General features: G+C 72.5%; 24 protein-coding genes. 12 read left to right on the top strand and 12 right to left on the bottom strand.

The window, feature by feature from the left end:
- From ACIBK9_RS27355 to ACIBK9_RS27345, 3 genes are all read right to left on the bottom strand, one after another.
- The gene (locus ACIBK9_RS27355; protein ID WP_397161810.1) at positions 1-2,661 is read right to left on the bottom strand and encodes a hypothetical protein; all 2,661 of its coding nucleotides are present in this window, start codon (positions 2,659-2,661) and stop codon (positions 1-3) included.
- 147 nt (positions 2,662-2,808) lie between these two features.
- The gene (locus ACIBK9_RS27350) at positions 2,809-3,525 is read right to left on the bottom strand and encodes a hypothetical protein (protein WP_397161809.1); all 717 of its coding nucleotides are present in this window, start codon (positions 3,523-3,525) and stop codon (positions 2,809-2,811) included.
- 14 nt (positions 3,526-3,539) lie between these two features.
- Positions 3,540-4,094 carry a papain-like cysteine protease family protein gene (locus ACIBK9_RS27345; protein ID WP_352360710.1) on the bottom strand — a complete coding sequence of 185 codons (555 nt, stop codon included), beginning with the start codon at positions 4,092-4,094 and terminating at the stop codon, positions 3,540-3,542.
- Positions 4,095-4,255: 161 nt separating this feature from the next.
- Here ACIBK9_RS27345 and ACIBK9_RS27340 point away from each other — a divergent pair, with 161 nt between their 5' ends.
- The 5 genes from ACIBK9_RS27340 (at position 4,256) to ACIBK9_RS27320 (ending at position 11,828) form a co-directional block, all read left to right on the top strand.
- The gene (locus ACIBK9_RS27340) at positions 4,256-5,164 is read left to right on the top strand and encodes a hypothetical protein (protein WP_397161808.1); all 909 of its coding nucleotides are present in this window, start codon (positions 4,256-4,258) and stop codon (positions 5,162-5,164) included.
- A 78-nt stretch (positions 5,165-5,242) separates the two neighbouring features.
- Positions 5,243-6,151, top strand: coding sequence for an NADP-dependent oxidoreductase (locus ACIBK9_RS27335; protein ID WP_397161807.1), 909 nt, complete (start codon positions 5,243-5,245; stop codon positions 6,149-6,151).
- A gap of 141 nt (positions 6,152-6,292) precedes the next feature.
- On the top strand, positions 6,293-6,445 hold the full coding sequence (locus ACIBK9_RS27330) for a hypothetical protein (RefSeq protein ID WP_358294886.1): 153 nt from the start codon (positions 6,293-6,295) through the stop codon (positions 6,443-6,445).
- A 231-nt stretch (positions 6,446-6,676) separates the two neighbouring features.
- Complete coding sequence (locus ACIBK9_RS27325) at positions 6,677-10,630, top strand: metallophosphoesterase (protein WP_397161806.1); 3,954 nt, start codon at positions 6,677-6,679, stop codon at positions 10,628-10,630.
- A 70-nt stretch (positions 10,631-10,700) separates the two neighbouring features.
- Positions 10,701-11,828: a HupE/UreJ family protein gene (locus tag ACIBK9_RS27320; protein ID WP_397161805.1), complete on the top strand. Its 1,128-nt coding sequence runs from the start codon at positions 10,701-10,703 to the stop codon at positions 11,826-11,828.
- On the opposite strand, the gene ACIBK9_RS27315 is transcribed toward ACIBK9_RS27320, so the two are convergent.
- On the bottom strand, positions 11,785-12,759 hold the full coding sequence (locus ACIBK9_RS27315; RefSeq protein ID WP_397161804.1) for a hypothetical protein: 975 nt from the start codon (positions 12,757-12,759) through the stop codon (positions 11,785-11,787). The two genes, ACIBK9_RS27320 and ACIBK9_RS27315, sit on opposite strands and share 44 nt — an antisense overlap.
- Positions 12,760-12,849: 90 nt before the next feature.
- On the opposite strand from ACIBK9_RS27315, the gene ACIBK9_RS27310 reads away from it, so the two are divergent.
- Complete coding sequence (locus tag ACIBK9_RS27310) at positions 12,850-13,302, top strand: MarR family transcriptional regulator (RefSeq protein ID WP_358294878.1); 453 nt, start codon at positions 12,850-12,852, stop codon at positions 13,300-13,302.
- Positions 13,299-14,048 carry an SDR family oxidoreductase gene (locus ACIBK9_RS27305; RefSeq protein ID WP_397161803.1) on the top strand — a complete coding sequence of 250 codons (750 nt, stop codon included), beginning with the start codon at positions 13,299-13,301 and terminating at the stop codon, positions 14,046-14,048. Before ACIBK9_RS27310 ends, ACIBK9_RS27305 begins: the two co-directional genes overlap by 4 nt.
- A 12-nt stretch (positions 14,049-14,060) precedes the next feature.
- Here ACIBK9_RS27305 and ACIBK9_RS27300 read toward each other — a convergent pair whose 3' ends face one another.
- A complete protein-coding gene (locus ACIBK9_RS27300; protein WP_397161802.1) occupies positions 14,061-14,525 on the bottom strand; it encodes an AAA family ATPase in 465 nt (154 codons plus the stop codon).
- A gap of 84 nt (positions 14,526-14,609) precedes the next feature.
- On the opposite strand from ACIBK9_RS27300, the gene ACIBK9_RS27295 reads away from it, so the two are divergent.
- Entirely contained in the window at positions 14,610-14,948 is a 339-nt protein-coding gene (locus tag ACIBK9_RS27295; protein ID WP_397161801.1) for a hypothetical protein, read from the top strand.
- Positions 14,941-15,468 (top strand): TetR/AcrR family transcriptional regulator, encoded by a 528-nt coding sequence (locus tag ACIBK9_RS27290; protein WP_397161800.1) that lies wholly within the window; start codon positions 14,941-14,943, stop codon positions 15,466-15,468. The genes ACIBK9_RS27295 and ACIBK9_RS27290 overlap by 8 nt, the downstream gene beginning before the upstream one ends.
- Positions 15,469-15,483: 15 nt before the next feature.
- Here ACIBK9_RS27290 and ACIBK9_RS27285 read toward each other — a convergent pair whose 3' ends face one another.
- Entirely contained in the window at positions 15,484-16,029 is a 546-nt protein-coding gene (locus tag ACIBK9_RS27285; RefSeq protein WP_397161799.1) for a TetR/AcrR family transcriptional regulator, read from the bottom strand.
- 92 nt (positions 16,030-16,121) lie between these two features.
- Between ACIBK9_RS27285 and ACIBK9_RS27280 the strand changes: the two genes are divergently transcribed.
- Positions 16,122-17,030 carry a TIGR03620 family F420-dependent LLM class oxidoreductase gene (locus tag ACIBK9_RS27280; RefSeq protein ID WP_397161798.1) on the top strand — a complete coding sequence of 303 codons (909 nt, stop codon included), beginning with the start codon at positions 16,122-16,124 and terminating at the stop codon, positions 17,028-17,030.
- A 202-nt stretch (positions 17,031-17,232) separates the two neighbouring features.
- On the opposite strand, the gene ACIBK9_RS27275 is transcribed toward ACIBK9_RS27280, so the two are convergent.
- The gene (locus ACIBK9_RS27275; RefSeq protein WP_397161797.1) at positions 17,233-17,793 is read right to left on the bottom strand and encodes a DUF1707 domain-containing protein; all 561 of its coding nucleotides are present in this window, start codon (positions 17,791-17,793) and stop codon (positions 17,233-17,235) included.
- A 49-nt stretch (positions 17,794-17,842) separates the two neighbouring features.
- Complete coding sequence (locus ACIBK9_RS27270; protein WP_397161796.1) at positions 17,843-18,724, bottom strand: DNA-3-methyladenine glycosylase family protein; 882 nt, start codon at positions 18,722-18,724, stop codon at positions 17,843-17,845.
- Between the two features lie 99 nt (positions 18,725-18,823).
- Here ACIBK9_RS27270 and ACIBK9_RS27265 point away from each other — a divergent pair, with 99 nt between their 5' ends.
- On the top strand, positions 18,824-18,988 hold the full coding sequence (locus tag ACIBK9_RS27265) for a DUF6203 family protein (RefSeq protein WP_397161795.1): 165 nt from the start codon (positions 18,824-18,826) through the stop codon (positions 18,986-18,988).
- Here ACIBK9_RS27265 and ACIBK9_RS27260 read toward each other — a convergent pair.
- From ACIBK9_RS27260 to ACIBK9_RS27250, 3 genes are read right to left on the bottom strand one after another with little or no spacing between them, the layout of a single operon-like run.
- Positions 18,985-19,683 carry a phosphatase PAP2 family protein gene (locus tag ACIBK9_RS27260; protein WP_397161794.1) on the bottom strand — a complete coding sequence of 233 codons (699 nt, stop codon included), beginning with the start codon at positions 19,681-19,683 and terminating at the stop codon, positions 18,985-18,987. The two genes, ACIBK9_RS27265 and ACIBK9_RS27260, sit on opposite strands and share 4 nt — an antisense overlap.
- Positions 19,670-20,395 (bottom strand): phosphatase PAP2 family protein, encoded by a 726-nt coding sequence (locus tag ACIBK9_RS27255; RefSeq protein WP_397161793.1) that lies wholly within the window; start codon positions 20,393-20,395, stop codon positions 19,670-19,672. The genes ACIBK9_RS27260 and ACIBK9_RS27255 overlap by 14 nt, the downstream gene beginning before the upstream one ends.
- Positions 20,395-21,954, bottom strand: coding sequence for a phospholipase D family protein (locus tag ACIBK9_RS27250; protein ID WP_397161792.1), 1,560 nt, complete (start codon positions 21,952-21,954; stop codon positions 20,395-20,397). Before ACIBK9_RS27250 ends, ACIBK9_RS27255 begins: the two co-directional genes overlap by 1 nt.
- Before the next feature lie 64 nt (positions 21,955-22,018).
- On the opposite strand from ACIBK9_RS27250, the gene ACIBK9_RS27245 reads away from it, so the two are divergent.
- Complete coding sequence (locus tag ACIBK9_RS27245; RefSeq protein ID WP_352323514.1) at positions 22,019-22,897, top strand: diacylglycerol kinase family protein; 879 nt, start codon at positions 22,019-22,021, stop codon at positions 22,895-22,897.
- On the opposite strand, the gene ACIBK9_RS27240 is transcribed toward ACIBK9_RS27245, so the two are convergent.
- The gene (locus ACIBK9_RS27240; RefSeq protein ID WP_397161791.1) at positions 22,894-24,222 is read right to left on the bottom strand and encodes an MFS transporter; all 1,329 of its coding nucleotides are present in this window, start codon (positions 24,220-24,222) and stop codon (positions 22,894-22,896) included. The two genes, ACIBK9_RS27245 and ACIBK9_RS27240, sit on opposite strands and share 4 nt — an antisense overlap.
- Positions 24,223-24,271 lie beyond the last annotated feature (49 nt).

Genomic DNA, 24,271 nt, shown 5'->3' with positions numbered 1-24,271 from the left:
TTACGAGATCGTCGCGAGGTTGGACGTGAGCGCGATGTCGGTGCCGGACGACGGCGTGTACTCGTGCCACTCGGCGATGAGCGCCCCCTTCTCGCCCGGTTGCAGGATCGGCACGGGAGCCTGCGTGCCGCGGTGGGCGAAGCTCAGGCGCTCGACCGTGAGGTGGGTGGCGTCCGGGACGGCGACGACGAGCTGGGCCTCCTGGACGCGGCGGTCGTCCTCGGCGTCCAGCACGACCGGCAGCCCGACGACGAACGCCGAGCTGTTGCCGACCTTGATGTTCACCGGGTTCGGGCTCGGCGCCAGGTCCGACGAGGACGTGGTGAAGGCGGCGTCCTGGAGCCGGGCGGCCGCCCGTTCGGGGTTGGCGGGCGGGATGCCGGGATAGTTGCGGTCGTCGTAGGCCGCGATCTCCTGCGCGATCGTCAGGTACGGCGCCGGGATCGGCGCGCCGACCGCGCCTCCCTCGGCGAAGCGCATCCACTCCTCCTCCCAGCCCTTGCGCACGGTCAGGACGATCCGCGCGCTGCCGGCCCGCAGGAACGCCTGCCTGGTCGGGTCCGGGTGCCGCAACTGCCGGATGAACGGCCAGCTCGGCGGGACGTCCCAGAAGTAGGAGTAGAGGAACGTCACCACGTTCTCCCACTCGATCGCCTGGTTGATGAAACGCACCAGGTCCTCGTGCCGGCGCAGCAGCGTCCACTGCTCGGCGCTGAGCCCGAGGCTGGGCCCGTCGAAGCCGATGCCGTGCTGGAGGTCGACGCGCGCGGCCAGGAAGGCGGCCAGGACGTCGGCGGGCATGAAGTCGAAGTCGGTGCCGAGGACGAACCGCAGGACGCACTTCATGATCTCGTCGCTCTCCTCCCGCCTCAGCGTCAGGGTGTCGACGTTCGCCAGCTTGTCCTCGATGGCCGCGATGCGCGCGGCGATGTCCTCCTGCTCGGCGAAGTACCTGGTCTGGGCGGCGTTGTACAGCGTGTTCCAGACGTCGGTGCGCCACTGCTCGACGGCCTCGTCCGTGAGGTCGAGCCGCACGCCGAGCCCGACGAACACCCGCTCGGAGTGGTGGAAGAAGAACGTGATCTTGTGGCGGCCGGTGAAGCCGCGCATGTAGGGCGTGGCGCCGTCGAAGGACATGATCCGGTGGTCGCGGATGATGAGCGCGTCCGACAGGTTGCGCCACGTCGGCTCCGAACGGGCCCCGATGACGTCGAAGTTCATCTTGTCGTCGGAGTCGTCCTTGCCGACCTGGGCGTCCAGCAAGATCTCCCGGATGTGCGTGCCGCCGGGCACGTCGAACTCCAGGTCCAGGAACCACCAGTTCCCGTCGGTGTTGACGTGCGAGCTGACGGTCAGCGGCGTCGGCTCCTCGGGGTGCGGCCGGACGGTCACGCCGTGCCGGTCGGCCAGCCACTGGTACTTCGGGACGCCGGTCGGCGACGGGTGGCCGTCCTGGTCGACCAGTTCCGTGGTGATGTCGGCGTGCTTGACCGGGAACTCGAAGGGGCCCTGCTGCGAGCGCAGCAGTTCCAGCTCCGCGTACGCCCGCCGCATCGACGCCCCCGGCTCGGGCACCGCGATGTCGTACGTCAGGCGCAGCCCGTACCGGTAGAGCCGGACCCGCCACTTGCGCATCAGGCTGAAGTAGTCGATCCGGACGGGGTCGTTGCCGGCGTTCCTCAGCACCCGGGTCGAGGTCTCCTCCGACCCGGTCACGGTGGTGGTGGAGATGGTCACCTTGTGCTCGCGGCGGGAGCGCGAGGACGCCTTCTGCGTGGTGGCGCGGGCGTGCTTGATGCTCTCGGCGGCCGAGGCCGACTCCGAGCCCTGCGCGGTGAACCCGGTCGTGCTCGAACCGGAGATGATCGGGATGCCGCCCTGGACCGTCCCGGTGATGTTGAACTGGTTGGAGTGCTGGCTCTGCGACGCCGTCGACTGCGACAGGTCGGTGTTGTCGGTCACGCCCGTCTCGCTGACCTCCTCCAGCGAGTCGGTGACGATGGTGGTGAACTCCTTCGAGGTGACCGACCACTCCTTGTGCGTGACCGCGGTCACCTCGCCGGGCGCGAGCGGGATGGTCGAGACGAGCTCGCCGCGCTGGATCCCGACCGGCACCATCTCGATGCGTTCCAGGTTCAGCATGCCGATGGGCGGCGCCGCGGTGTTGACCGCCAGGCCGCGCAGGGCCACCGCGGCGGTGTTGAGCGCCTGCGCGGCCCGGCCGGCCGCCTCCCGGGCGCCCGCGCCCTCCGCCTCGCGCAGCCGTTCGGCGCGCAGCTCGACGAGCGTCCCGGCGAACAGCGCCAGCTCGGCGGCCGGCACCCGCGCCAGCGCGGCGGGGTCGGGGCGCAGCGCCGCGACGGGCTGCTCCTCGAAGCGCCTGAGCAGGTCGAACGCCTCGCCGGAGACGCCTTCCGGGGCGTTCCCGGCCCGGAGGCGGTCACGGACCGCGTCGGTGTCGCCGGGGGCCAGCGCGAGCTGCCGGACCGCCCCCAGCTTGACGATGCCGCCGCCCGCGCCGTCGGGTGCGTCGTCGTGCGCGCTGGGCACCCGCAGCGGAACGAGCGTGCCCTTCAGCACCTCCCGCGCCGAGTTGTCCAGCACCGGCGCGGCCGGCGGGGACGGCGGCCCCGCGGCCGCCGCGCTGTGGATGTCTGCCATGGTCGTCCCCCCTCGTGGATGAGCAGCTGTGCCGCCATGGTGCGGGCGGGCGGTGGGGGAGGGCATGAGTAGGGGCTACTCAGAAAAAGGCGGCCCGCGCCTCCGCCGAGATGGCCGTCGGAGGCGCGGGCCGTGCACCGGATCTTGTCAGGTGCGGCGCGCGCGCAGCAGGCGAATGGTGATCGCCGCGCCGAGCAGGACCACGGCGCCCACGACCCAGGGCAAGGGGGTGCTCCCCGGGCCGGGGACGCCGTAGCCGCCCGCGTAGCCGTCCCTGGCGTAGGAGCTGCCGGGGAGCTTGGCGGCGTAGCGCTGTTGCGCCAGCCGCCGGTAGTCGGCCACGGGGACGCCCGCCCGGCCCACCGACTGCGCCGCCTCGTCGTTGAGCGGCACGACCGTGCCGTCGCGCAGGGCGTACCAGGCGTTGAGCTGCGGCTCGCGGAACACGGTGCCGGTCTGGCCCGCGTACCGCTGTTCGTCGCCGCCGCTGGCGATGTTGCTGACCACCCACGTCCCCCGGCGGTCGCGGGTGGTCCAGACGGAGGCGGTCTGCCCGTCCGGCGCGGTGGCGCCGGTGGCGAGGAAGGCGAAGCGGGCGATCTCCGCCGACCGTCCGGCGACGAAGTCGGGGTTCAGGTCGTTGACGGCGACCGTGGGGCCGTCGACCCGCGCCGCCACCGGCGCCAGGCTGGTCTTCCTGCCCTGGCCGGCGAAGAAGCGGCCGACCGTGTCGCCGGCGCCCGCGGCGGCGGCCCTGGCGGCGTCGACGTCGGCCTGGGTGGGCGCGCCGGGGTCGGCCAGCGCCGGGCTCGGGACCCACAGGAACAGCGCGGTCAGGGCCGCGACCGCTGCGAAGAGCTTCATGTCGATGGCCTCCTTCACGCGCCGATGTAGTCGAGCGAGTGGGTCCAGAAGAACGAGGAGTTCGAGACGTAGTAGTTGTAGGTGGACCAGTTGTAGCGGGTGCTGGACGGCCACGGGTTGCTCCAGTACACGTACGACGAGCTCTGGTCGTAGCCGTAGATGACCTCCATGTGGCCGCCGCCGCTGGTCCACTGGATGCGGGCCATGATCGGGCGGTTGGCGTCGATCTCGCGGACGATGGCGGCGTAGGTCAGGTAGTCGTAGACGTACACGCCGGGGTTGATGCCGATCTGGCGGAAGGCGGTCTGGTCGTTGCCGAGGGTGGCCTGGTTGTTCGGGCAGCTGGTGTTGACGCCGCGGTTGAAGGCCAGGTTGCAGAACTGGTTCTGGCTGTAGGAGTACCCGTAGTAGGCGGCGACGGAGTTGCCCGTCGCGGCCCAGCACCAGTTGGAGTACTGCTGCGACTGCTGGGTGAAGTTCAGCTTGTACCAGGTCGCGGCCTCGGCCGGGGGGCTGCTCGCGATCCAGGTGGCCGCCGCTAGGGCGAGGGCCACGGCCAGGCGGAACATAGGCGCTCCTTCTGCTGGGGGGTGCTGCGAAGGATGTTCGACCTGCGGAGATGGCCGTACAAGGGGGAGCGGATTTCCCTGACAGATCACTGTGGAAGGTGACATTTCATGACGTTCATGAAGTGATGACGAATCTGTGGAAATCTGTGAACATTCACAACGTGGCGGATGAGCTCCAGGCCGCGCTGCGCGCCGGCCCCTTTCACGTCGCCCTGCGGGCCGCGGTCGGAGCGCGGGGGCTGACCCTCGAACGGCTGCGCCACCGCCTGGCGCAGCGCGGCCTGCACGTCGGGGTGAGCACGCTGAGCTACTGGCAGCAGGGCCTGCGCCGGCCGGAGCGCGAGGAGTCGTTGCGGGCCGTGGGAGCCCTGGAGGAGATCCTCGACCTGCCGCCGCGCTCGCTGATCGGGCTGCTCGGGCCGCCGAGGCCGCGTGGCCGCGCGCCCGGGGTGGCGTACTCGACCCTGTTCCGGCCCGCCCAGGTGGTCTCCGCCATGCTGGACGAGCTGGACGCGGTGGCCGACGACCGCCGCCTGCACATCGCCGTGATGTACGAGTCGCTGCGCATCGGCCCCGACCGCAGCCTCACCAGCCGCGAGACCACGCAGGTGGTGCAGGCCCACGAGGAGGGCGCCGACCGCTACATCATGATCTACCGCGGCGACGCCGGCTGCGACGTGGACCGGGTCACCGTCGCCGCCCTGGAGGACTGCCGCGTCGGCCGCGTCACCAGGGACGGCGAGACCGCCACGGTGGTCGCCGAGCTGCTGTTCGACCGGTCGCTGCGGGTCGGCGACACCCACGTGCTGCGGTACGAGATCGCCGACCTCAGCGGCGCCGAGTCCTGCTTCTACGAGCGCGGCTTCCGCTTCCCGGCCGGCCAGTACGTGCTGCGCGTCGCCTTCGACCCGGTCGAGCTGCCGGTGCGCATCCACCGCTTCGCCCGCCGGGGTCCGGGCGGCGGCGAGCTGACCGCCTCGGAGCTGACGCTGAACGCCCAGCACGCCGTCCACCTGATGGCCGCCGCCCTCCAGCCGGGCCTGGTCGGCATCCGGTGGGCCTGGCCCTGACCGGCGCGTCGCTGTCACACTCCGGGCCGCCGTCCCGTCCTGTCGCCGACAATGACGATGAACGGAGAGGCGATGACCATGAGAGCGATACGCGTCCACCGGCCCGGCGGCGACCTGGTCCTGGAGGAGGTGCCCGTGCCGCGCCCGGCCACCGGCGACGTGGTGGTGCGCGTGCACGCGGCCGGTTTCGTCCCCGACGAGCTGGACTGGCCGGGCACCTGGACCGACCGGGCCGGACGGGACCGGGCGCCGTCCGTGCCCGCCCACGAGGTGGCCGGCGTGGTGTCCGAGGTCGCCTACGGCACCACCGGCCTGTCCGTGGGCGACCGCGTCTTCGGCCTGACCGACTGGCACCGCGACGGCGGCGCGGCGGAGTACGTCGCGGTCGAGGCGCGCGACCTGGCCCCGATCCCCGCGAACGTCACCTTCACCGAGGCGGCGGCGCTGCCCCTCGCCGGGCTGACCGCCTGGCAGGGGCTGTTCACGCACGGCGGCCTGGAGGCGGGCCGGACGGTCGTGATCCACGGCGCGGGCGGCGGCACGGGCACGCTCGCCGTCCAGCTCGCCCGCCGGGCCGGCGCGCACGTCATCGCCACCGGGCGGGGACGGGTCGCGGGCCTGGCGGTGGAGCTGGGGGCGCACGAGTTCGTCGACCTGGAGCGGCAGCCGTTCGAGGAGGCGGTCGAGCCGGTGGACCTGATCTTCGACACGATCGGCGGCGACCTGCTCGCCCGCTCGGCGGCCAAGGTCAGGCCGGGCGGCTCGCTGGTCTCGATCACCGCGCCGCCGCCGGTCGTGCCGGAGGGCGGGCGGGCGGTGTTCTTCATCGTCGAGCCCGACCGCGGCCAGCTCGCCGAGCTGGCCGCGCGGGCCGGGGCGGGGCTGCTGCGCGCCCACGTCGGCGCGGTGTACCCGCTGGCCGAGACCGGTCGGGCGTTCCGTGACAAGCGCGGCGGCGTGCCGGGGAAGGCCGTGATCGAGATCTGACGACCGGCGGCACATGTATGGATATTTCGGCCTATTGAGGAAAGCTTGACCGGCCTGCCGTATGACCGTCCGGGCCACGGGCACGCGCAGTTACGGAGCCAAGCGACCCGCTGACTCCGCGTATCGAAGAAAGGAACCGTCATGGCGCAGAGCAAGGCCCGCAAGACGAAGACGGGCGACAAGGACAAGGACAAGAGCCGGAGCTCCTCGACCCAGAGCCGCACCGGCGCCGACAAGAAGTCCTCCGGCAACAAGCCCCAGGACGGAAAGAACCTCCCGGGGCACCAGAGCTGAGCCTGACCGGCACGACGGCGTGACACCCGGCCTTCGGGCCGCGGGTCACGCCGTCTCTCTTGTCGGGGTTGTTCCTGTCTGTGGACAGATGACCAGAATGAGGAGACAGTTCCCCGCCCCTTCAGCCTCTCCATGCACAACGTTCACCCGTGCGCTCCAACGTGTCCGCTCGAAGGGCACGCCGCCTCATCGGCTGCCCCGTGAACGTCATGGAAGGACCCGATGCAGCCGATGGCAGCACGACAGTTATCAGGCGGTTCGAGGAGCAAGGGACGGCTCGCCGTCACCACCGCGCTCGCGGCGGTGCTGGTGGGCGGCTTCGTGACGGCGGCGTACGCCGACCCGGGTGAGCAGGGCCGCGGACGGCCGACCCCCACCCCCACGAGCACCCCCGTCCCGCCCGCCCTCACCCCCGCCACCGGCTCCTACCTGGAGGGCACCGCGAAGGTCGCCGCCGTCCCGGTCACGGCCGGCGACAGCGTCACGAAGCTCGACCTCGACGGCAACCCCGTCACCGCCACCGCGACGGTGGGCGTCTCCAAGCTGGCCTTCGACGTCGGCTCGAACTCCACCGAGGCGCAGTACCACAGCTACGTGCAGGTCAACGGCGCTTACAAGGCCGAGATCGGCAACTTCGCCAGCCAGCGGGCCATCATCGAGATCCCGAACGAGCACCTGGTCAAGGGCGAGAACACGGTCCAGATCGTGGTCGGCACGATCCAGTCGTCCTGCGGGCAGAACTACGACGACTTCGTGCTCTCGGACGTGGGCCTCGAACTGCTCGGCGAGGTGGCCGACGGCGAGGACAACCCGTACACGCTCAACTTCGGCGACGGCAACTGCGGCAGCAACAGCACGCTGCTCAAGCGCGCCACGCTCAAGTTCTTCACCCAGTCCGACCCGCGCGGCACGACCGGCCTCGCCGCCGACCTGGACACCACCGGGCTGGCCAACGGCGAGCACGTCCTCAGCGCCGCCACCGCGGCGGGGGCGACCGTCCGGAACACCGTGACGGTGAACAACGCCCCGGCCGGCGCGCCGCGGCTGCTGCCCACCGACGGCACCCTCGTGGCCGGCGTCAAGACGGTGAACGCGACCGTCCCGGAGGCCGGCGCGGGCGGCGTCGAGTCGCTGACCGTGGACGGCGGCAAGCCGGTCACCAGGGCCACGCTCGGCAACGGCGCCGCCATGCTCGCCTTCGACGTCGGCGCGGACTCGATCGACGACAAGTACGACGACTTCCTGCTGGTCAACGGCAAGCGCATCGACCTGGGCGGCACCTATGCGAGCCGGCGCGTGACCGTCGCGGTCCCGGCCAGGTTCCTGACGCCGGGCGAGAACACGATCAAGGTCGTCACCGGCGACTACAAGGACGCCTGCGGCGTCAACCGCGACGACTTCACGATCGCGAACCTCGCCCTGACCCTCGACGGCGCCACGGTGACCGGGACGGACGTCAAGCCCTCGTACGCGCTGGGCGACGGCGACTGCGGCAGCGACCAGGCCCTCCCGCGCGAGGCCGAGCTGCGCTACACGATCGACGCCCCCGCCGTGCACGTCGTCGAGACGCTCGGCGCGGGCCAGGCGACGCTCGGGTTCACCGTGGGCAGCAACTCGATCGAGGCCCGCTACCAGAACTTCGTGCTGGTCAACGGCCAGAAGGTGGTGCTCGACGGCGACTTCGCAAGCCGCCGGGTGGACCTGCCCATCCCGAACGAGTACCTCGTGCCCGGCTGGAACACGATCGACTTCGTGGCCGGCACGTATCCCACGTCCTGCGGCGCCAACCGGGACGACTTCGCGATCTCGAACATCGTCCTCACCCCGGCGCAGGGCACCGCGGCCGGTCAGATGATCAAGCCGTCCTACGGCATGGGCGACGGCAACTGCGGCGACACGGCGAACCCGCTGACCGAGATCGACCTGGAGTTCCTGGTGGACGCCCCGGCTCGCGGCCTGCGCGCCGACCTGGACACCACCGCGATCAAGGACGGCCGGCACACCCTGGCGGCCAGGTCCACCTCCGGCCAGACCGCCGAACGCGTCCTGATCACCGACAACTCCGCGCCGAAGGTCGCCCGGAGCGTGCCCGCCGCGGACGAGAAGATCACCGCGACGGTCGTCCTGGACGTCAAGCTCGAAGACGCCTCCGGCGTGGTGTCCGGGCCGGACGTCAAGCTCGACGGCCAGGCCGTGGAGCTGGGCGCCCGGATCGGCCCCGGGCTCAAGGCGGGCCGGCACACGCTGTCGGTCACCGGCGCCGACGGGCTCGGCAACACCGCGGCCCGGGAGATCGTCTTCGAGTCGGCCGGCATCCCGGACGCCCCCGCCGAGCTCACCCCGGCCTCCGGGACGGCCGACGTGACCGACCCCGTCACGCTGTCGGCCAAGGTCGGCGAGCCCGGCGGCGGCCCGGTGACGGCCACGTTCTCAGAGGCCAGGATCCTCACCCCGGACGAGGCGTACCAGGGCACGGCCACGACGCTGCCCACGACGCTCAAGGTGCGGGGCGAGCAGCGGATCACGGCTGACGGGCTCGAACCCGGCGACGGCCGCACGCTCGACGCCCCCACCGGCCGCGACCTCGTCTACCAGCGCTTCGACGTCAAGGTGCAGGGCCACGTGGACGCGCCCGTGCTGCGCTGGGAGGGCGTCGTCGACCCCGAGCGGCTGGCCTCGCTGCGGGCCTGGAACACCGAGGCCAAGGCGTGGGACCTGCTGACCAGCGCCCGCGGCGGGGCCGACGGCAGGACCGTCCTGACCGCCGTCGTCGGCCCCGAGTACGTGGACCGGCAGCAGGTGCACGTCATGGTGACCGGCGAGGACCCGTTCGCCGACGACATCGACCCCGGCGACCCGAACGGCTTCGCCGACCCCGCCACGTACGACTTCTCGATCGTGCACTTCACCGACACCCAGTACATCTCCGAGGGCGCGGTGGAGCAGGAGACCCCGCAGGAGCGCGCGGTGTGGGAGTCGGCCTACGCCGGCATCGTCAACTGGATCACCGCCAACAAGGACCAGCGCAAGATCTCCTACGTCGCCCACACCGGCGACATCATCGAGAACAACATCCGCAAGCCCGCCGACGAGGCCACGCAGCGCGAGGTCGTCGGCGAGTTCGAGGTGTCGTCGAAGCAGCAGCGCGTGCTGGACCAGGCGAACATCCCGAACGGCGTCATCGCCGGCAACCACGACAACCAGTCGGGCACCGAGGAGGGCCCCGGCGCGATCTACAACAAGTACTACGGCCCGTCCCGCTACCAGGACGCCTCCCAGGGCTGGCGGCACGCGAAGTACGGCGGCCCGTGGAAGGAGGGCGACAACCAGAACCACTACGACCTGTTCTCCGCGGGCGGCCTGGACTTCGTGGTCGTCGGTCTGTCGTACGGCGTGACCAGGGAGGAGGCCGAGTGGGCCGACTCGGTCTTCAAGAAGTTCCCGGGCCGCAACGGCATCCTGCTCTCGCACGACTACCTCGTGCCGAGCGCCAACCCCGACGGCCGCGGCGCCGCCTTCTCCGCCCCCGACGGCTCGATGCTCTACAAGACGGTGGTGGAGAAGAACCCGAACGTCTTCCTCATCCTGGCCGGTCACGAGCACGGCGTGGGCACCAACGTGAAGCCGAAGGTCGGCCAGGTCGGCAACGGCGTGGTCGAGCTGCTGGCCGACTACCAGTTCTACACGGTCTCGGCCGACCGGCTCGGGCTCACCGAGGTCGGCGGCTACAAGCCGGAGGACCAGCTCCAGTTCGGGGCCAGCTACTTCCGGCTGCTGCAGTTCGACGTCAAGCGGGCCGAGCTGAGCGTGGACACCTACTCGCCGCTGCTCGGCGACTTCGGCGCCGGCGAGTTCGACCCGCTGCGCCGCTACGACGGGCGCGAGGACAACATGGTCCTGCCCGTCGACCTCACCACCCGCACGACGAGCTTCAGGACCGACTCCCTGGCGCTCTACAAGCCGACGAAGATCATCGGCACGAGCACCGCGGCCTCCGGCCAGGTCGCCTCGGTGACGTGGCAGCACCTCAAGGACGACACGGCCTACGCCTGGTTCGTCACGGCCCGTTCCGCGGGCGGCGGCGTCACCGCGTCCGAGCCCAGTGTCTTCGTCACCAAGGACGAGCACGGCCGTCCCGGCAAGTGGGACAAGGACTCGCCCATGTACCGCTGGTTCACCCGCTGATCCGCCCCCCTCGCCGCCCCGGGCCCGCGCCCGGGGCGGCGCCCTTCCCCCTGACATGGAGACCCGAGACATGCCTCGCTGGCGCTGGCCGTACGCCGTCGTCCTGGCCGTCATCCTCTGCGCGGCGCTGGCCGACCTGCTGCATCCCGCCCCCGCGGCGGCGCACGACGCGACCACGAAGGCCCACGCCGAGGTGACCGGCACGGCCACCGACGTCAGGGTCGTGCTCGACCTGGAGTACGACCTGCTGATGAAGTCCGCCTGGCTCTACGCCGAGGCGTACGAGGCCAAGGAGCGGGCCGAGCAGTTGCGGCAGCTCGCGGTCAACCGCGACGCCGTGTTCGGCTACGTCACCCGCCGCTTCGCCGTCGCCCGCGCCGGCCGGCCGTGCGTCCCCCGGCAGGTGGGCGGGGCGGACGTGCACCCGCGCGGCAAGGCCGCCTTCGCGACGCTGACCCTCGCCTACGCCTGCCCGGCGGTGGACGGGGGCGAGCACACGATCTCCAGCGCCCTGTTCCCCGACGCCGAGACGTTCGTCCACAGCACCCAGACGCTCCTGCGCTACGACCTCGCCGGCGAGCGGGGCTCGGCCGTCCTGACCGCCGCGAGCCCGACCCTGCGCCTGGCCGAACGCGCGGCGGCCGGCCAGATCGGGGAGTTCTTCCTGCTCGGCGTCGAGCACCTCGTGCTCGGGCTGGACCACGTCTTCTTCCTGCTCACCCTGATCATCGGCGCCCGCGGCGCGCGTGACGTCGTGGTCACCGCCTCGGCCTTCACGGTCGCCCACAGCATCACGTTCCTGCTGGCCGCCATGGGCGTGGTGGCGGTGCCGGCGGCGGTGGTCGAGCCGGTGATCGCCGCCTCGATCGTCGTCGTCGCGCTGGCGAACCTGCTGGGCCGCGACCGGCCGGGCGCCTGGCGGCTGCCCGTCGTCTTCGCCTTCGGCCTGATGCACGGGCTGGGGTTCGCGGGCGCGCTCGACATCCGCGAGAGCGGGTCGTGGGAGCTGCTGCTGTCGCTGCTGAGCTTCAACGTCGGGATCGAGGTGACCCAGCTCGCGATCATCGCCGTGCTCTTCCCGCTGCTGGTGCTGCTGCGGCGGACGGCCGCGGCCCGCTGGACGGTGGCCGCGGTGTCGCTGTCCATCGTGGCGGTCAGCCTTTACTGGTTCCTCGACCGGATCCCGCTCCCGCTCTGAGCGCCCACAGGCGGCCGGCTCCCCAGGCGAGCAGGGCCAGCACGCCGACCAGCAGGTATTCGATGGCCGGGATCCTGATCGCCTCGTTCGTGCCGGCCAGGTCGCCGCGCAGGGCGTACACGGCGAGCAGGGCCGCCGCGTAGCAGCCGGTCAGCGCCCAGCGGGCGGCGCGGGACAGGCCCAGGCCGTGCATCTGGGTGATCACGAAGACGCCGAGGAAGCCGAACAGGAACATCGGCCACAATCCGTCCGGGCCCGAGGTCATGACGGCCACCAGGGTGCCGTGGACCACGACGGCCAGCTCCAGCGTCACCGTCCAGTAGCGGTTGGTGTGCGCCCTGGTGAGGAAGAGGCTGCCCTGGAGCAGCAGCAGGAACATGTAGAAGAAGCCGATCAGGTGGCCGGGCGTGGACTCGGCCGGGTGGTACCAGAAGGTGTAGACCGCCGCCCAGCTGAACAGGTAGCCGTGGTACCGGCGGGCGAAGTCGACGATCTCCCGCCTGATGGGCGCGGGCCGGCCGAGGAACAGGCCGCGCCGCCGGTTCTCCATGATCAGGACGACCACCAGCAGGAGGACGACCGAGCCCTGGGAGCTGTAGATCGACACGTCCTGGGCCAGGCCGTCGTAGAACAGGTGGGTCTGCACGGTGTGCAGGGCGACGAACCCGGCGTTCACCGCCAGCGCGACGACGTTGACCGGGTGGAGGCCGGCGGAGTAGCGGCGGACCCGGGTCTGGGCGTGGTGGATGAGCCACCAGAACACGAGCTGGTGGGCGGCGTATCCGGCCCAGGCCGACAGCCTGGTCCACGCGGTGGGCTCGGGCAGCTTCCAGTAGTACCAGGACGCGCCCTGGTCGGGCAGCAGCACGACGTCGTCCAGCCACCGGCCCAGGAACCAGATCAGCCCGGTCAGGACGGCGCTCGCGACCACCCCGGCGACGAGTACCGTCTCAGGACGGATCGCGGCTAACGTTTTCTTTCCACGATGGAATACTTCCACGATAGAAATATAAGGGGTGACATGACGGCCTATGACCTGATGGTCCTCATCCGCCGGCTCAACGTGGAGAGCGACCGGTTCGTGGAGGGCTTCGCGGTCGGGCACCGGCTGCACAGGACCGACATGAACGCCCTGGTGGTCATCCTCGACGCCCACCTCGCCGGCCGGCCGCTCTCGCCCGGCGGGCTGGGGGCCGCGCTGAACCTCTCCGCCCCCGCCACGACCGCCCTCCTCGGCCGGCTGGAGCAGGCCGGCCACGTCGTGCGGCGGCGCGACGAGGGCGACCGCCGCAAGGTCGAGGTCGTTCTGAACGAGCAGGCCGTCGAGCTGGCGGGCGCCTTCTTCGCGCCGCTGGTCCGGCGGCTCACCGCGGCGATCGACGCGTTCACGCCTGCGGAGCGCGAGGTCGTCGGCAGGTTCCTCGCGGACGCGATCGAGGCGACCGTGGCGGCCAGGAAGGAGCACGAGGCGTGAGCGCGTCCCGGTCGATCGTGATCACCGGCGGCACCCGCGGCCTCGGGTTCGGCCTCGCCCGCTCGCTGACGGCCCGCGGCCACCGGGTCACCGTGTGCGGCACCGACCCGGACCGCGTGGCCGCGGCGGGGGCCGAGCTCGGCGTGCCGGCCGTCGTGGCCGACGTCGCCGACCGCGCCCGCCTCCAGGAGCTGTGGGACGAGGCCGTGCGGCGGCACGGCCGGGTGGACATCTGGGTCAACAACGCCGGGATCTCCCATGACCGCCTCCCGCTGTGGCGGCTGCCGGCCGCCGAGGCCCGCGCGGTGACCGAGGTCAACCTGCTGGGCACGGTCAACGGCTGCGCGGTGGCCGTGGCGGGCATGGCGGCGCAGGACGGCGGCGGCCACGTCTGGAACATGGAGGGGCTGGGCGGCGACGGCCGGACGGTGCCCGGACTCGCCGTCTACGGCGCCACCAAGCGGGCTGTGACGTACCTGACCAGGGCGCTGGCCAAGGAGGCCCCCGGCGGGGTGACGGCGGGCCTGCTCAGCCCCGGCATGGTGGTCACCGACCTGCTGACGCACGGCTACTCGGCGGCCGAGCGGGAACGGTCGGCCCGCGTCTTCGCGATCCTGGCCGACCCGGTGGAGACGGTGGCGCCGTGGCTGGCCGAGCGGCTGGTCAGCCGGGCGCGGAACGGCGCCCACGTACGCTGGCTGACCCCCGCCAAGATCGCCTACCGCTTCGCCACCCGCCGCCCCTGACGCGGCCTCGGTTCAGCCGTCCTGCCTGCGGACGAGGAAGCCGCCGCGGCCGTCGAACTCCACCGCGTACACCGCGTCGAAGCCGTCGGAGGCGCGTGGCCGGCGCAGCCGTCTGAGGGTGGCGAAGACACCCACCTCGGGGACCCGGGCCCGGCCCGTGCGTTCGGCGTTGCGCTGGAGGGAGGCCTTGACGTTGGGCGGGAACCAGTAGGCCACCACCCGCGCGCCGTGCTCGCGGCCGGCCACGATGAGCGGCTGCCACTCCTCGGGCGAGGCGTTGGTGTCGTCCACGGCCACGTTCCGGTCCTCCTCCAGCGCCTCGCGGATCAGCCGGAGCTGGCGGTGCTGACGGCGGCGCGCGTTGGGGAAGTCGTCCTTGCTCACGTGCGCGTGCGTGGTGGCCAGGCAGCGCCGGTAGAAGGTGGACTTGCCGGAGGCCTGCAGGCCGATGAGCACGGCCACCTCCCGATCGATCATGGTTCCACCCTATTTGCTCCTGGACAGGCTAACGTCGTTAGCCTAGAGTTCTGGCTAACAGCGTTAGCTTCTGAGGAGGACATCATGACCGCGGTGACCGTCAGGCGGGTGGCCGGCCGTTCCGGGTGGGCCGTGCTCGCCGCCTTCTGCCTGGCGTTCCTCGTCTTCGAGGTGGTCAAGCACGGGGGCGCCACGCCGGTCAGCGCGGCGTTGTTCGTGCTGGCGCCCTATGCGACCAGGTTCGGCGGGCCTGCGGTGGTGCACGACCTCGCCCACCGTCCGTGGATCCCGCTGGCCGTGCTGGTCGGTTACTCGGTCTCGCCGCTGGGCTGGGTGCCGGTCTTCACGGCGGGGCTGGCCTGGCTGACGTACGTCGCCGTCGCCCGTCTCCTGGGCCACGGTCCGAGGAGCGCGCGTGGCTGAGCTGTCGCCGCGCGCGGGGCAGATCGTCGCGGCGGCGCGGGAGCTGGTCGAGGCGGGCGGGGCGGACGCGCTGACCATGCGCGCGCTGGCCGCGCGGCTGGGGATCCGCGCGCCGTCGCTCTACAAGCACTTTCCCGACAAGTCCGCCGTGGAGGCCGAACTCATCGCCATCGCCCTCGCCGAACTGGCCGCCGTCCTGGAACGCGCCGAGCACGACGGCGGCGGGGAGGGGCTGGCGGCGCTCGGGCGGGCCTACCGGGCGTACGCGCTGGGCCATCCGCATCTGTACCGGCTGATGAGCGCGGGGCCGCTGCCGCGTGACCTGCTGCCCGCCGGGGTGGAGGAGCGGGCGGCGCTGCCGCTGGTCCGGATCGTGCGGGGCGAGGCCGCCGCCCGCGCGGTCTGGGGGCTGGCCCACGGCCTGGTCATGCTCGAACTCGACGGCCGTTTCCCGCCCGGCGCCGACATCGAGGCCGCCTGGACCGCCGGGATGTCGGCGTTCACGACGGCGGCCCGCTGAGGGTCCGCATGGGGTTCAGGGGCGGGGGCGGAGGCCGTCCAGGGTGAGGGTGAGGAGGCGGTCGGCGCGGGCCGGGTCGGGGGTGGCCTGGGCGATGCCCGCCGCCAGCTCGACCAGGTCGGCGACCTCGACGTCCGCGCGCACGGCCCCCGCCTCCTGGGCGGGCAGCAGCAGCCGGGTGGCGGCGGCGCGCAACATCGCCCAGCAGTCGACCCCGGCCCCGTCCTGCGTGAGCATCATCCGCGCCCCGAGCCCCCGGTCGGTCATGGCGTGCGCGACCAGCGACCGCAGCCAGGCCACCAGGGCCTCGCCGGGCGGCAGCGTCTCGCCTGCCTCCTCCGCCCGCGCGCACAGCCGGGTCAGCCGCCCCTCGAACACGGCCGCGAGCAGCGCCTCGCGGGTGGGGAAGTGCCGGTAGAGCGTGCCCGCCCCGACGCCGGCCCGTCTGGCGATCTCGTTGAGCGAGGCGTCAGGCCCCTCCTCGGCGACCACGGCGATGGCCGACGCCACCAGTTGCTCGTAGTTGCGGCGCGCGTCGGCGCGCATGGCCCGTGCCGGCACTGGACACTCCCGCGGGTTGAATCGGAGAACGTCTCCGATTATAGTCCCCGACGTAACCGGAGAAGCTCTCCGCATAGATGGGACGGTGACCCATGACCGACGACGGACCCCGCCTGGGCAAGGTGGGCCTGTGGACGTTCGCCCTCGAGGCCCACCCCGCCGGGGTGGCGCAAGAGGCCGCCGCCGAGATCGAGGAGCTGGGGTACGGCGCCCTGTGGTTCGGCGAGGGGTTCGGCCGCGACTCGGTGAGCCAGTCGTGGCTGCTGCTCTCGGCGACCAGGCGGATCACGGTGGCCGCCGGCATCGCCAACATCGCCCTGCGCGACCCGATCGCCATGGCCGCCGCCGAACGGGCGCTCAACGAGGCCCACCCCGGCCGGTACCTCCTCGGCCTCGGCGGCCACCGCATCAGCGACGAGCCGATCCAGATGGACGGCTACAAGATCCCCAGCCTGGGCCGGGCGGTGACCACGATGGGCGGCTACCTCGACGCCATGGACGCCGTCCCGCTGGAATCGGCGGCCCCTGCGCACGCGCCGCGCCGCATGCTGGCCGCGCTCGGCCCGAAGATGCTGGGCCTGGCGGCCCGGCGTACGCTCGGCGCCCACACGTACTTCGTGCCCGTCGAGCACACCGCGCGGGCCAGGGAGGCGATGGGGCCCGGCGCGTTGCTGGCCGTCGAGCAGGCCGTCGTGCTGCACCGCGACCCGGCCAGGGCCCGCGAGGTGGCCGCGGAGCACGTCTCCTTCTACCGGACGGCGGCGCCCCACCAGGCCGCCAGCCTGCGCAGGCTCGGCTTCGGCGAGGACGAGATCGAGCACGGCAGCGACAGGCTGGTGGACGCGATCGTGGCCCACGGCGACGCGGCGGCGATCGAGAAGCGCGTACGGGCCCACCTCGACGCGGGCGCCGACCACGTGTGCCTCCAGGTCCTCACCGACCGCCCCGGCGACGTGCCCCTCCCGGAGTGGCGCGAACTCGCCGCCCTGACCTCCCTGTGACGACGTGACGACCATGCCCCGGCACGGGCGGCGGCCCGCCGTCGGTGCGGCGGGGACGGGTGCGTGGGCTGCGGCGAGCGCCGCGGGCCTCCGGCACGCATGACGGCGGCGGCCCGAGGGGGTTCCCGAAAAGACCGGACGGCGGGAGAGCCTGTTCAGACGGGGGCGGGCCGTGAGGTGATCAACGGGAAGTGATCGGACATCAAGCCGTGGATCGGTAGCGGATCCAGATGTCGCCTTGGCTGTGGCCGGAGAGGCGGAGCACGACCGCGTCGGCGGCGGGCGGTTCGACCGGTTTGTTGTGGACCCGGCCGAGCCCCGGGGAGACCACCTCGTCGGCGCGCACCCGCCAGCCGTGCGGCACCTTCAGATGCAGGTCGCCGAACCACGAGGTGATCGTCACCTGGACCAGCACCTCGGGGTGGGGACACTCGGCGGCGAGGAAGTCGAGCTTCGCGGTCCCCCAGACCCCCAGCCGGACGTCGATCCGCGGCGGCACCACCCACCGCCCGGCCCGGCTCACCCGCCAGTGCGCGGTGTGCATCCTCAGCACGTCGGAGGGAGAGGCGGGGACGGGGGAGAGGGCGGGCAGGTCGGCGACGAGGGCACTGAGCTCGCCTACGGTCCTCGCGGCGTACGTGCGGTCGATGCGTTCGCGTAACTCGTCGAGGCTGATGCGGCCTTCGGCGACCGCCTGCCGCAGCCTGTCGGCCACCTGGTCGCGGTCGTGGTCGCCGGCCCGGATGTCGGCGTCGTCCGTCATGGCGACCACTCTAAGGATCATCGGGCGCGCGGGCCATGCGCGGGCTCGGTCAGTCTGCGGCGGCCCGGTAGCCGGTGGCGCGGAACAGGAACGACGCCCACGACCGGTAGGGCCGCCACGACTCGGCGAGCTTGCGGTAGGCGCCCGCGGGGGCGTCCTCGGGCAGCCCGTACGCCTCGCGCAGGATGCCGAACAGCCGGGGTTCGTCGCCGGGGAACGCGTCGGGCGCGCCGGCTCCGCGGATCAGGATCAGCCCGGCCGAGAACGGCCCCACGCCGGGCAGCGCGCGCAGTTCGGCCAGGGCGTCCTCGGGGGTGAGCGAGCGCAGGTGCTCGGTGGTGAGCACGCCGTCGAGCGCCGCCCGCGCCAGGCCGCGCAGCCACTCCTCCTTCTGCGCGGGCAGGCCGAGACCGCCCGCGTCCACCAGGCTCACGGGCGGCGGGAACGCCTGGTACGCCTGCCCGTCCACGGTGACGTCGGCGCCGTACCGGTCGGCGATGCGCTGCTTGACGCGCGAGGCAATCAGCATCGACGAGCGCTGCACGATCACCGCCCAGCAGGCCGCCTCCCACGGGCTCCAGAAGCACACCGGGCGCAGCCCCGGGCGGTCCCGCTGCACGTCGCCGAGGACCGGGTCGGCCGCGCCGAGCTCGGCGAAGCCGGTGGCGTCCACGTCGAGGGAGAGGATGCGCGCGATCTCGCCGCGGATCGCCGGGCCGGGGGCGCGGGTGGTGGTGACGGCGACGCCGCCGGGGGCGGCGGTGACGCTCACCCCGATCGGCAGCCAGTCGGACTCGGCGCAGTAGGCGAAGCGCAGCGTCCGGCCGTCGGAGGGCAGCGCGCTGGTGGCCGGCCAGTCCTCGACGAAGCGCAGCGCGGCGCCGAAGTCGAACGGGCCCCTCGCGGTGAGCGTGAATCCGTGCGTGGTCATGGGCCGTATGGTAGGCGCCGCGGCGGCATGGTCCCTGGTGGGGCCGGGCCTGCGCATCACGGGGCCCGGCGCGGGCAGCGGGCGGGCATGAGGAAGTTCATGAAGATCTTCGTGGCGCGCTGGCTGGCCCGTACCCCCTGGGGGCTGGCGATCATGGCCGCCGCCTACCTGCTCGGCCGGCGGAGGAGGCAGGCAGGGCGGCCCGCCGGACGGCCGACCGGCCGCCGGCGGGCGCGCCGCGGGCCCGCCCACCACCGCCGCTAGTCCCGCACGGAGGCGGGACGCCGGCGGTCGCCCTCCGCGGCCGCCGGCCGTCTGTCCCAGGTGCGGTAGAGGACGGACCGCGCGGCCACCACCACGCAGAACACTCCGAGCAGCAGCCCCCACGTCACGTCCGAGAAGAAGTGCATGCCGCGGTAGAGCCGGGAGAAGGCGACGATCAGCGGGGCGGCGATCCCGATCGTCCAGATCACCACCTGCAGCGCCCGGTTGCGCACGTGCGTCGTCAGCACCAGCGCCAGCCCGCAGTAGAACGCGACGGCGGCGCTGACGTGCCCCGAGGGGAAGCTGGAGGTGGGCGGCGCGGGGTCGAGGTGGGGCACCGGCGGACGGCTGCGGCCGACGGGCTCGGTGGTGGCCAGGAAGACCAGCGACTGGCCCCAGACCGCCGCGATCATGAAGATCGACTCCCGCCAGCGCTTGTAGACCAGCCGGAACAGGATCACCGCCACCGCCGTGAACGCCACGACGTAGGGCGTGTCCGACAGGCTGGTGCCGTAGTCGGTGAGCGTGTTCCACAGCGACGTGCGGATGGAGGCGAAGTCCTTGCTCACCGCCACGTCGCCGGGCTGGGGGACGCCGACGATGAGCAGCCCCATGCCGTACGTGACGGCGCCCATCAGCACCAGAGGTAACACCAGCGACAGCGCGTAGTACCGGACATGCTCAGCTCTGCTCATCGGGCACCTTCACCGGTTCGGGTTCCATACCTTCGGTCAGCGGCGCGGTGGGCCGTCGGCCCGTGTCGCGCCGCCACGTCTCGAACGCCGCCGCGGTCGCGGCGATCACCGCCACGCCCAGCACGACCCCCGCCACGACGTCGCTCACCCAGTGCACGCCGAGGGCGATCCTGGTGAAGCCCACCGAGACCACCACGAAACAGGCCAGCACCCAGGCGAGCCGGCGCCCCCACCGGGGCAGCATCGGCAGCAGGAGCAGGGTGACGACCCCGGCCCCGAGCGTCACGTTGACCGCGTGGCCGGAGGGAAAGGAGTCGCCGGGCGCCAGCGCGACGGGGTCGGGCAGGTGCGGCCGCACCCGCGCGACGAGGATCTTCAGGCCGAGCCCGATCAGGCCGCCCGCGGTCACGGTCGTGATCGCCCACAGGGCCAGCCGGCGCCTGCCGTGCACCAGCAGCCAGACGGTGAACGCCGCCACCGCGACGCGCCACGGCCACGGCCCGAACAGGTCGGTCCAGACGATGAGCACCCGGGTCACGCCGGGATGGGCGAGCGCGTACTCGTGCAGTTCATGGGCCACCCCGGCGTCCAGCCGGTTGAGCGGCATCTTGGCCACGACGAGCAGCAGGGAGAACGGGATCATGATGAGCGCGACGGCGAACGCCGCGACCGTCATCCGTGGTCCCAGCCTGTCGAGCAGGAATGTCTTCATCAGAACCTCCGCGATCTCCGCAGCTCCGGCGGCCGGCCGTCGGGGTCGACGGCGAACCGGTAGAGCGGCATGGCCATCGCCCTGCGCACCCGGGACAGCGTGGGGGCCGGGTGCGGGCGTAACCGGCCGGCCGGGCGCGGGCCCCGGCAGCCGGCCGAGTGCCAACCCTCCAGCCGGGCCGCCGACTCGGCGAACGCGTCGAACGCGGCGACCGGATCGCACAGCTCGTCCCGGCCGGACTCCGACTCCTCGTCCAGGTGCTCGGCCATGAGCGCCAGCCGCAGGTCGCGGGCGAACCGCAGGGCGCCGTGCGGCGGCCTCGGGTCCTCCCGCTCGTCCAGGACGGCGCAGCTCAGCTCCGAGTCGTAGGTCCACGAGCGCAGGTTGACGTTGTCCGACCCGACCGACGCCCACACGTCGTCCACCACGCACACCTTGGCGTGCACGTAGACGGGGGTGCCCTGGTGGTTCTCCAGGTCGTAGATCGCGACCCGGTCGCCGCCGGCCCGCATCAGCCGGTCCAGCGCCTCGACCCGGCCGATCAGGCTCGCCGGGCCGGCCAGCCAGCCGTCCTGGTCGGGGTGGCGCGGCACCACGATGATCATGCGCAGCTCCGGCTCGCGCTCCAGCGCCTGGGCGAACGGCTCGATCACATCCGTGGACCACAGGTACTGGTCCTCCAGGTACACCAGCGACCGGGCCCTGCCGAGCACCTTGTGGTAGGCGTGCGCGATGCTGCGCTCGCCGTCCGGCGCGAACGGGTACGCGCTGTGCCGGGCGGGGTAGGTGCGCAGGAGCTGGACGTGGTGCGTGCCCGCGGGCGGGGGCGGCGGGCCCGGGTCGGGCAGCGGGGGAGCGTCGTCCAGCCTGCTGAAGTGGTCGCGCAGGCGGCGCAGCGGGTCCCTGGTCTCGGGGGCCGGGTCCTCCCAGCGTTCGCAGAAGGTCTTCTCCACCTCGGCGACCGCCGGTCCGTGGATGGCGAGCTGGATGTCGTGCCAGGGCGGGCGGGGGCCGTACACGTCGGGCATCGGGCAGGACTGCGGGTCGCCCAGGTGTTCGGCGTCGTCGCGGCGGCTGTGGCACAGGTCGATGCCGCCGACGAAGGCCACGTCCGCCGAGGGGTCGCGGTCGTGGCGGAGGATGACGAACTTCTGGTGGTGCGAGCCGCCCGGCTTGGTCCGGGTGTCCAGCAGCGCCTGCCCGTGCGCGTTCTCGATCTTCTCGCCCAGGTGGCGGTTCTCGGCCGCGCTGAACCGCAGGCGGTCCAGGTGGGAGCGCCAGATGAGGCCCCTGACGACGGCGCCGCGCTCGGCCGCTGCCCCGAGGGCGGCGCTCACCGTGGGGCCGTCGTCGGTCAGCCGCTCGTCGGGGTCGCCCCGCCAGTCGGCGAACAGCAGCAGGTCGTCCTTGCGCAGCGCTTCCAGACAGCTCTTCAGCTCGGCGAAGTACGTGGCGCCGTGGATCAGCGGCCGTACGTAGTTGCCGCTGGACCACGCGTCGAGGCCGGTCGCCCGGTTGTCGCGTTCCTCCTCGGTGAGGAACCAGTCCTGGATGCGCATTCGGCCACCGCTACCCGCACAAAAGCCATTAATAACCCGGCAAAGCCCGGGTAGTGCGGGAGGAGTGTCCCCCACTATCGCGGTTGTCGCACATCAGAAGAAGATCCTCGGGGCCGGCCTGGACCGGCTGCGCGTGCTGCTCACCGAGCGGGACGTCGGCGAGCTGATCTGGCACGAGGTGCCCAAGAGCAAGAAGGCGCCCAAGAAGGTGCGCAAGGCGCTCAAGGCGGGCGCGGAGCTGGTGTTCGTCTGGGGCGGTGACGGCATGGTGCAACGCTGCGCCGACGCCATGGCCGGCTCCGGCGTGCCGATGGCGATCCTGCCCGCCGGGACGGCCAACCTGTTCGCCGGCAACCTGGGCATCCCCACCGACCTGGAGGAGTCCGTACGGATCGGCTTCGAGGGCCGCCGTGCCGAGCTGGACCTCGGGGTGCTCAACGGCGAGCACTTCGCGGTCATGGCCGGGGCCGGGTTCGAGGCCGAGATGATCGCCGAGGCCGACGGCAAGGCCAAGCGGAAGTTCGGCAAGCTGAGCTACGTCAAGGCCGCCGTCCGGCACGTCGGCGGGCCCCTGGTGCCGATGACGGTCAAGGTCGACGGGTCCACCTGGTTCGAGGGGGAGGCGAGCTGCCTGCTGCTCGGCAACGTGGGCACGATCGCCGGCGGGGTCGAGGCGTTCGACGACGCCCGGCCCGACGACGGCTGGCTGGAGGTCGGGCTGTCCACGGCCAAGGGGCCGATCCAGTGGGCCCGGGTGATGGGCAAGATGGCCGCCGGACGGTCGGAGGACTCGCCGTTCGTGCGCATCACCCGGGCGCGCAAGGTGTCGGCCCGGTTCGGCTCGCCGATGACGTACGAGCTGGACGGCGGCGACCGCGAGGCCACCACCAAGATCAAGGCGAAGGTGGCCCCGGGCGCGCTGACCGTCTGCCTGCCGTCCTAGCCGGCGCGGGCGGCGTCCATGACCCGGCCGGCGTCGCGCTCGAAGGAGGCGCGGGCGCCGAGCGTCAGGAGGCCGCCCACGATCATGGGGACGACCAGCAGGTACATGCCGCCGATCAGCGAGCCGAACCGGTCGGAGGCGATGCCGACGACGAGCGAGCCGAACGCCCCGGCCGCCGTGATGAGCAGCTGCAGGACGGCGAAGCCGAGACCGCGCGCGGCGGCCGGGACGACGTCGGCCAGGCAGGCCGTCATGTTCGGGATCGCGATCGACATGAGCGAGCAGGCGAGCAGGACCAGCGCGGTCATCGGGCCGATCGAGTCCATGGCCAGCGCGCCGGCCAGGACGGCCGCGCCCGCCGTGATGCCGCCGCCGCCGGCCAGCAGCCTGCCGCCCTTGCGGGTGCCGTGCCACCTGCGGCCCAGCCAGGAGCCGACCAGCGTGCCGGCCAGCGTCCCGGCGATGGTGATCAGGCCGCTCAGCGAGCCGGCGGCGCCGACGCCGACGCCGTACTCGCGGACCATGAGCGTGGGCAGCCAGTAGAAGATCCCGGCCAGGCCGAGGGTCAGCAGGCCCAGCCCGACGCAGACGAACAGCAGCGTCGGGATGCGGATGACCTGCCCGAACTGCTGCCAGAAAGGCGCCTTGGGCGACGCGGTGCTCTCAGGCGATCCTGCGGTTTCCGCGGGGGCTCCGGCGACCATCCGGTCCAGGTCGCCGCGGCCCGGCTCGCGCAGGAACCACACGAGCACCGCCGTGAGCACGCCGGGCACCACCATCACCAGGAACGCGGTGCGCCAGGAGAACACCTCGGCCAGCACGCCGCCCAGCAGCGTGCCGATGCCGCCGAGGTAGGTCGTGACGCGGGTCAGCCCGTACGCCTTGGCCCGGCTGACCGGCGGGTAGTAGTCGGCGAGCAGGCTGCCGGCCGCCGGGTTGTCGATGTTCTCGGCCGCCGCCAGCAGCACCCGCATCAGGTAGAACATCACGAAGCCGGTGGCCAGGCCCGAGCCGAGCGTGGCGACGGCCCACAGCAGCACGACCACCGCGATGATCCGCGTCCGGCTGAACCGGTCGGCCAGGAAGCCCGCGGGCAGGGAGACGATCGCGGCGGCCAGCGCCGCGGCGGTCGGGATCGAGCCCGCGGCGGTGTCGCTGAAGCCCCACTCCTTCTGGACGAGCGGCAGCACCCCCGACAGCAGGTTGTACTCCATGCGGTCCACGAGCCCGACGATGAAGAGCACGACCAGCGGCGCCCAGCCGAACGGCGCCCTGGTCCGCGCGTCGATGACGCCGGCACGCGGCGAACCCAACGTCCTGACCATGCCCACCCTTCCCGTAGGAAAATCTAGAATGCTGTTCTAGGCGAACGTT

This window comes from Nonomuraea sp. NPDC050227 (assembly GCF_044459705.1).
In the GTDB taxonomy this organism is placed as follows: Bacteria; Actinomycetota; Actinomycetes; order Streptosporangiales; family Streptosporangiaceae; genus Nonomuraea.
This window is presented reverse-complemented; position numbering and strand designations above follow the sequence as displayed.

Coding starts and splice junctions, on each gene's coding strand:
- ACIBK9_RS27355 (WP_397161810.1), bottom strand. CDS start 2,661: ATGGCAGACATCCACAGCGCGGCGGCCGCGGGGCCGCCGTCCCCGCCG.
- ACIBK9_RS27350 (WP_397161809.1), bottom strand. CDS start 3,525: ATGAAGCTCTTCGCAGCGGTCGCGGCCCTGACCGCGCTGTTCCTGTGG.
- ACIBK9_RS27345 (WP_352360710.1), bottom strand. CDS start 4,094: ATGTTCCGCCTGGCCGTGGCCCTCGCCCTAGCGGCGGCCACCTGGATC.
- ACIBK9_RS27335 (WP_397161807.1), top strand. CDS start 5,243: ATGAGAGCGATACGCGTCCACCGGCCCGGCGGCGACCTGGTCCTGGAG.
- ACIBK9_RS27330 (WP_358294886.1), top strand. CDS start 6,293: ATGGCGCAGAGCAAGGCCCGCAAGACGAAGACGGGCGACAAGGACAAG.
- ACIBK9_RS27325 (WP_397161806.1), top strand. CDS start 6,677: ATGGCAGCACGACAGTTATCAGGCGGTTCGAGGAGCAAGGGACGGCTC.
- ACIBK9_RS27320 (WP_397161805.1), top strand. CDS start 10,701: ATGCCTCGCTGGCGCTGGCCGTACGCCGTCGTCCTGGCCGTCATCCTC.
- ACIBK9_RS27310 (WP_358294878.1), top strand. CDS start 12,850: ATGACGGCCTATGACCTGATGGTCCTCATCCGCCGGCTCAACGTGGAG.
- ACIBK9_RS27300 (WP_397161802.1), bottom strand. CDS start 14,525: ATGATCGATCGGGAGGTGGCCGTGCTCATCGGCCTGCAGGCCTCCGGC.
- ACIBK9_RS27295 (WP_397161801.1), top strand. CDS start 14,610: ATGACCGCGGTGACCGTCAGGCGGGTGGCCGGCCGTTCCGGGTGGGCC.
- ACIBK9_RS27280 (WP_397161798.1), top strand. CDS start 16,122: ATGACCGACGACGGACCCCGCCTGGGCAAGGTGGGCCTGTGGACGTTC.
- ACIBK9_RS27275 (WP_397161797.1), bottom strand. CDS start 17,793: ATGACGGACGACGCCGACATCCGGGCCGGCGACCACGACCGCGACCAG.
- ACIBK9_RS27270 (WP_397161796.1), bottom strand. CDS start 18,724: ATGACCACGCACGGATTCACGCTCACCGCGAGGGGCCCGTTCGACTTC.
- ACIBK9_RS27265 (WP_397161795.1), top strand. CDS start 18,824: ATGAAGATCTTCGTGGCGCGCTGGCTGGCCCGTACCCCCTGGGGGCTG.
- ACIBK9_RS27260 (WP_397161794.1), bottom strand. CDS start 19,683: ATGAGCAGAGCTGAGCATGTCCGGTACTACGCGCTGTCGCTGGTGTTA.
- ACIBK9_RS27255 (WP_397161793.1), bottom strand. CDS start 20,395: ATGAAGACATTCCTGCTCGACAGGCTGGGACCACGGATGACGGTCGCG.
- ACIBK9_RS27250 (WP_397161792.1), bottom strand. CDS start 21,954: ATGCGCATCCAGGACTGGTTCCTCACCGAGGAGGAACGCGACAACCGG.
- ACIBK9_RS27240 (WP_397161791.1), bottom strand. CDS start 24,222: ATGGTCAGGACGTTGGGTTCGCCGCGTGCCGGCGTCATCGACGCGCGG.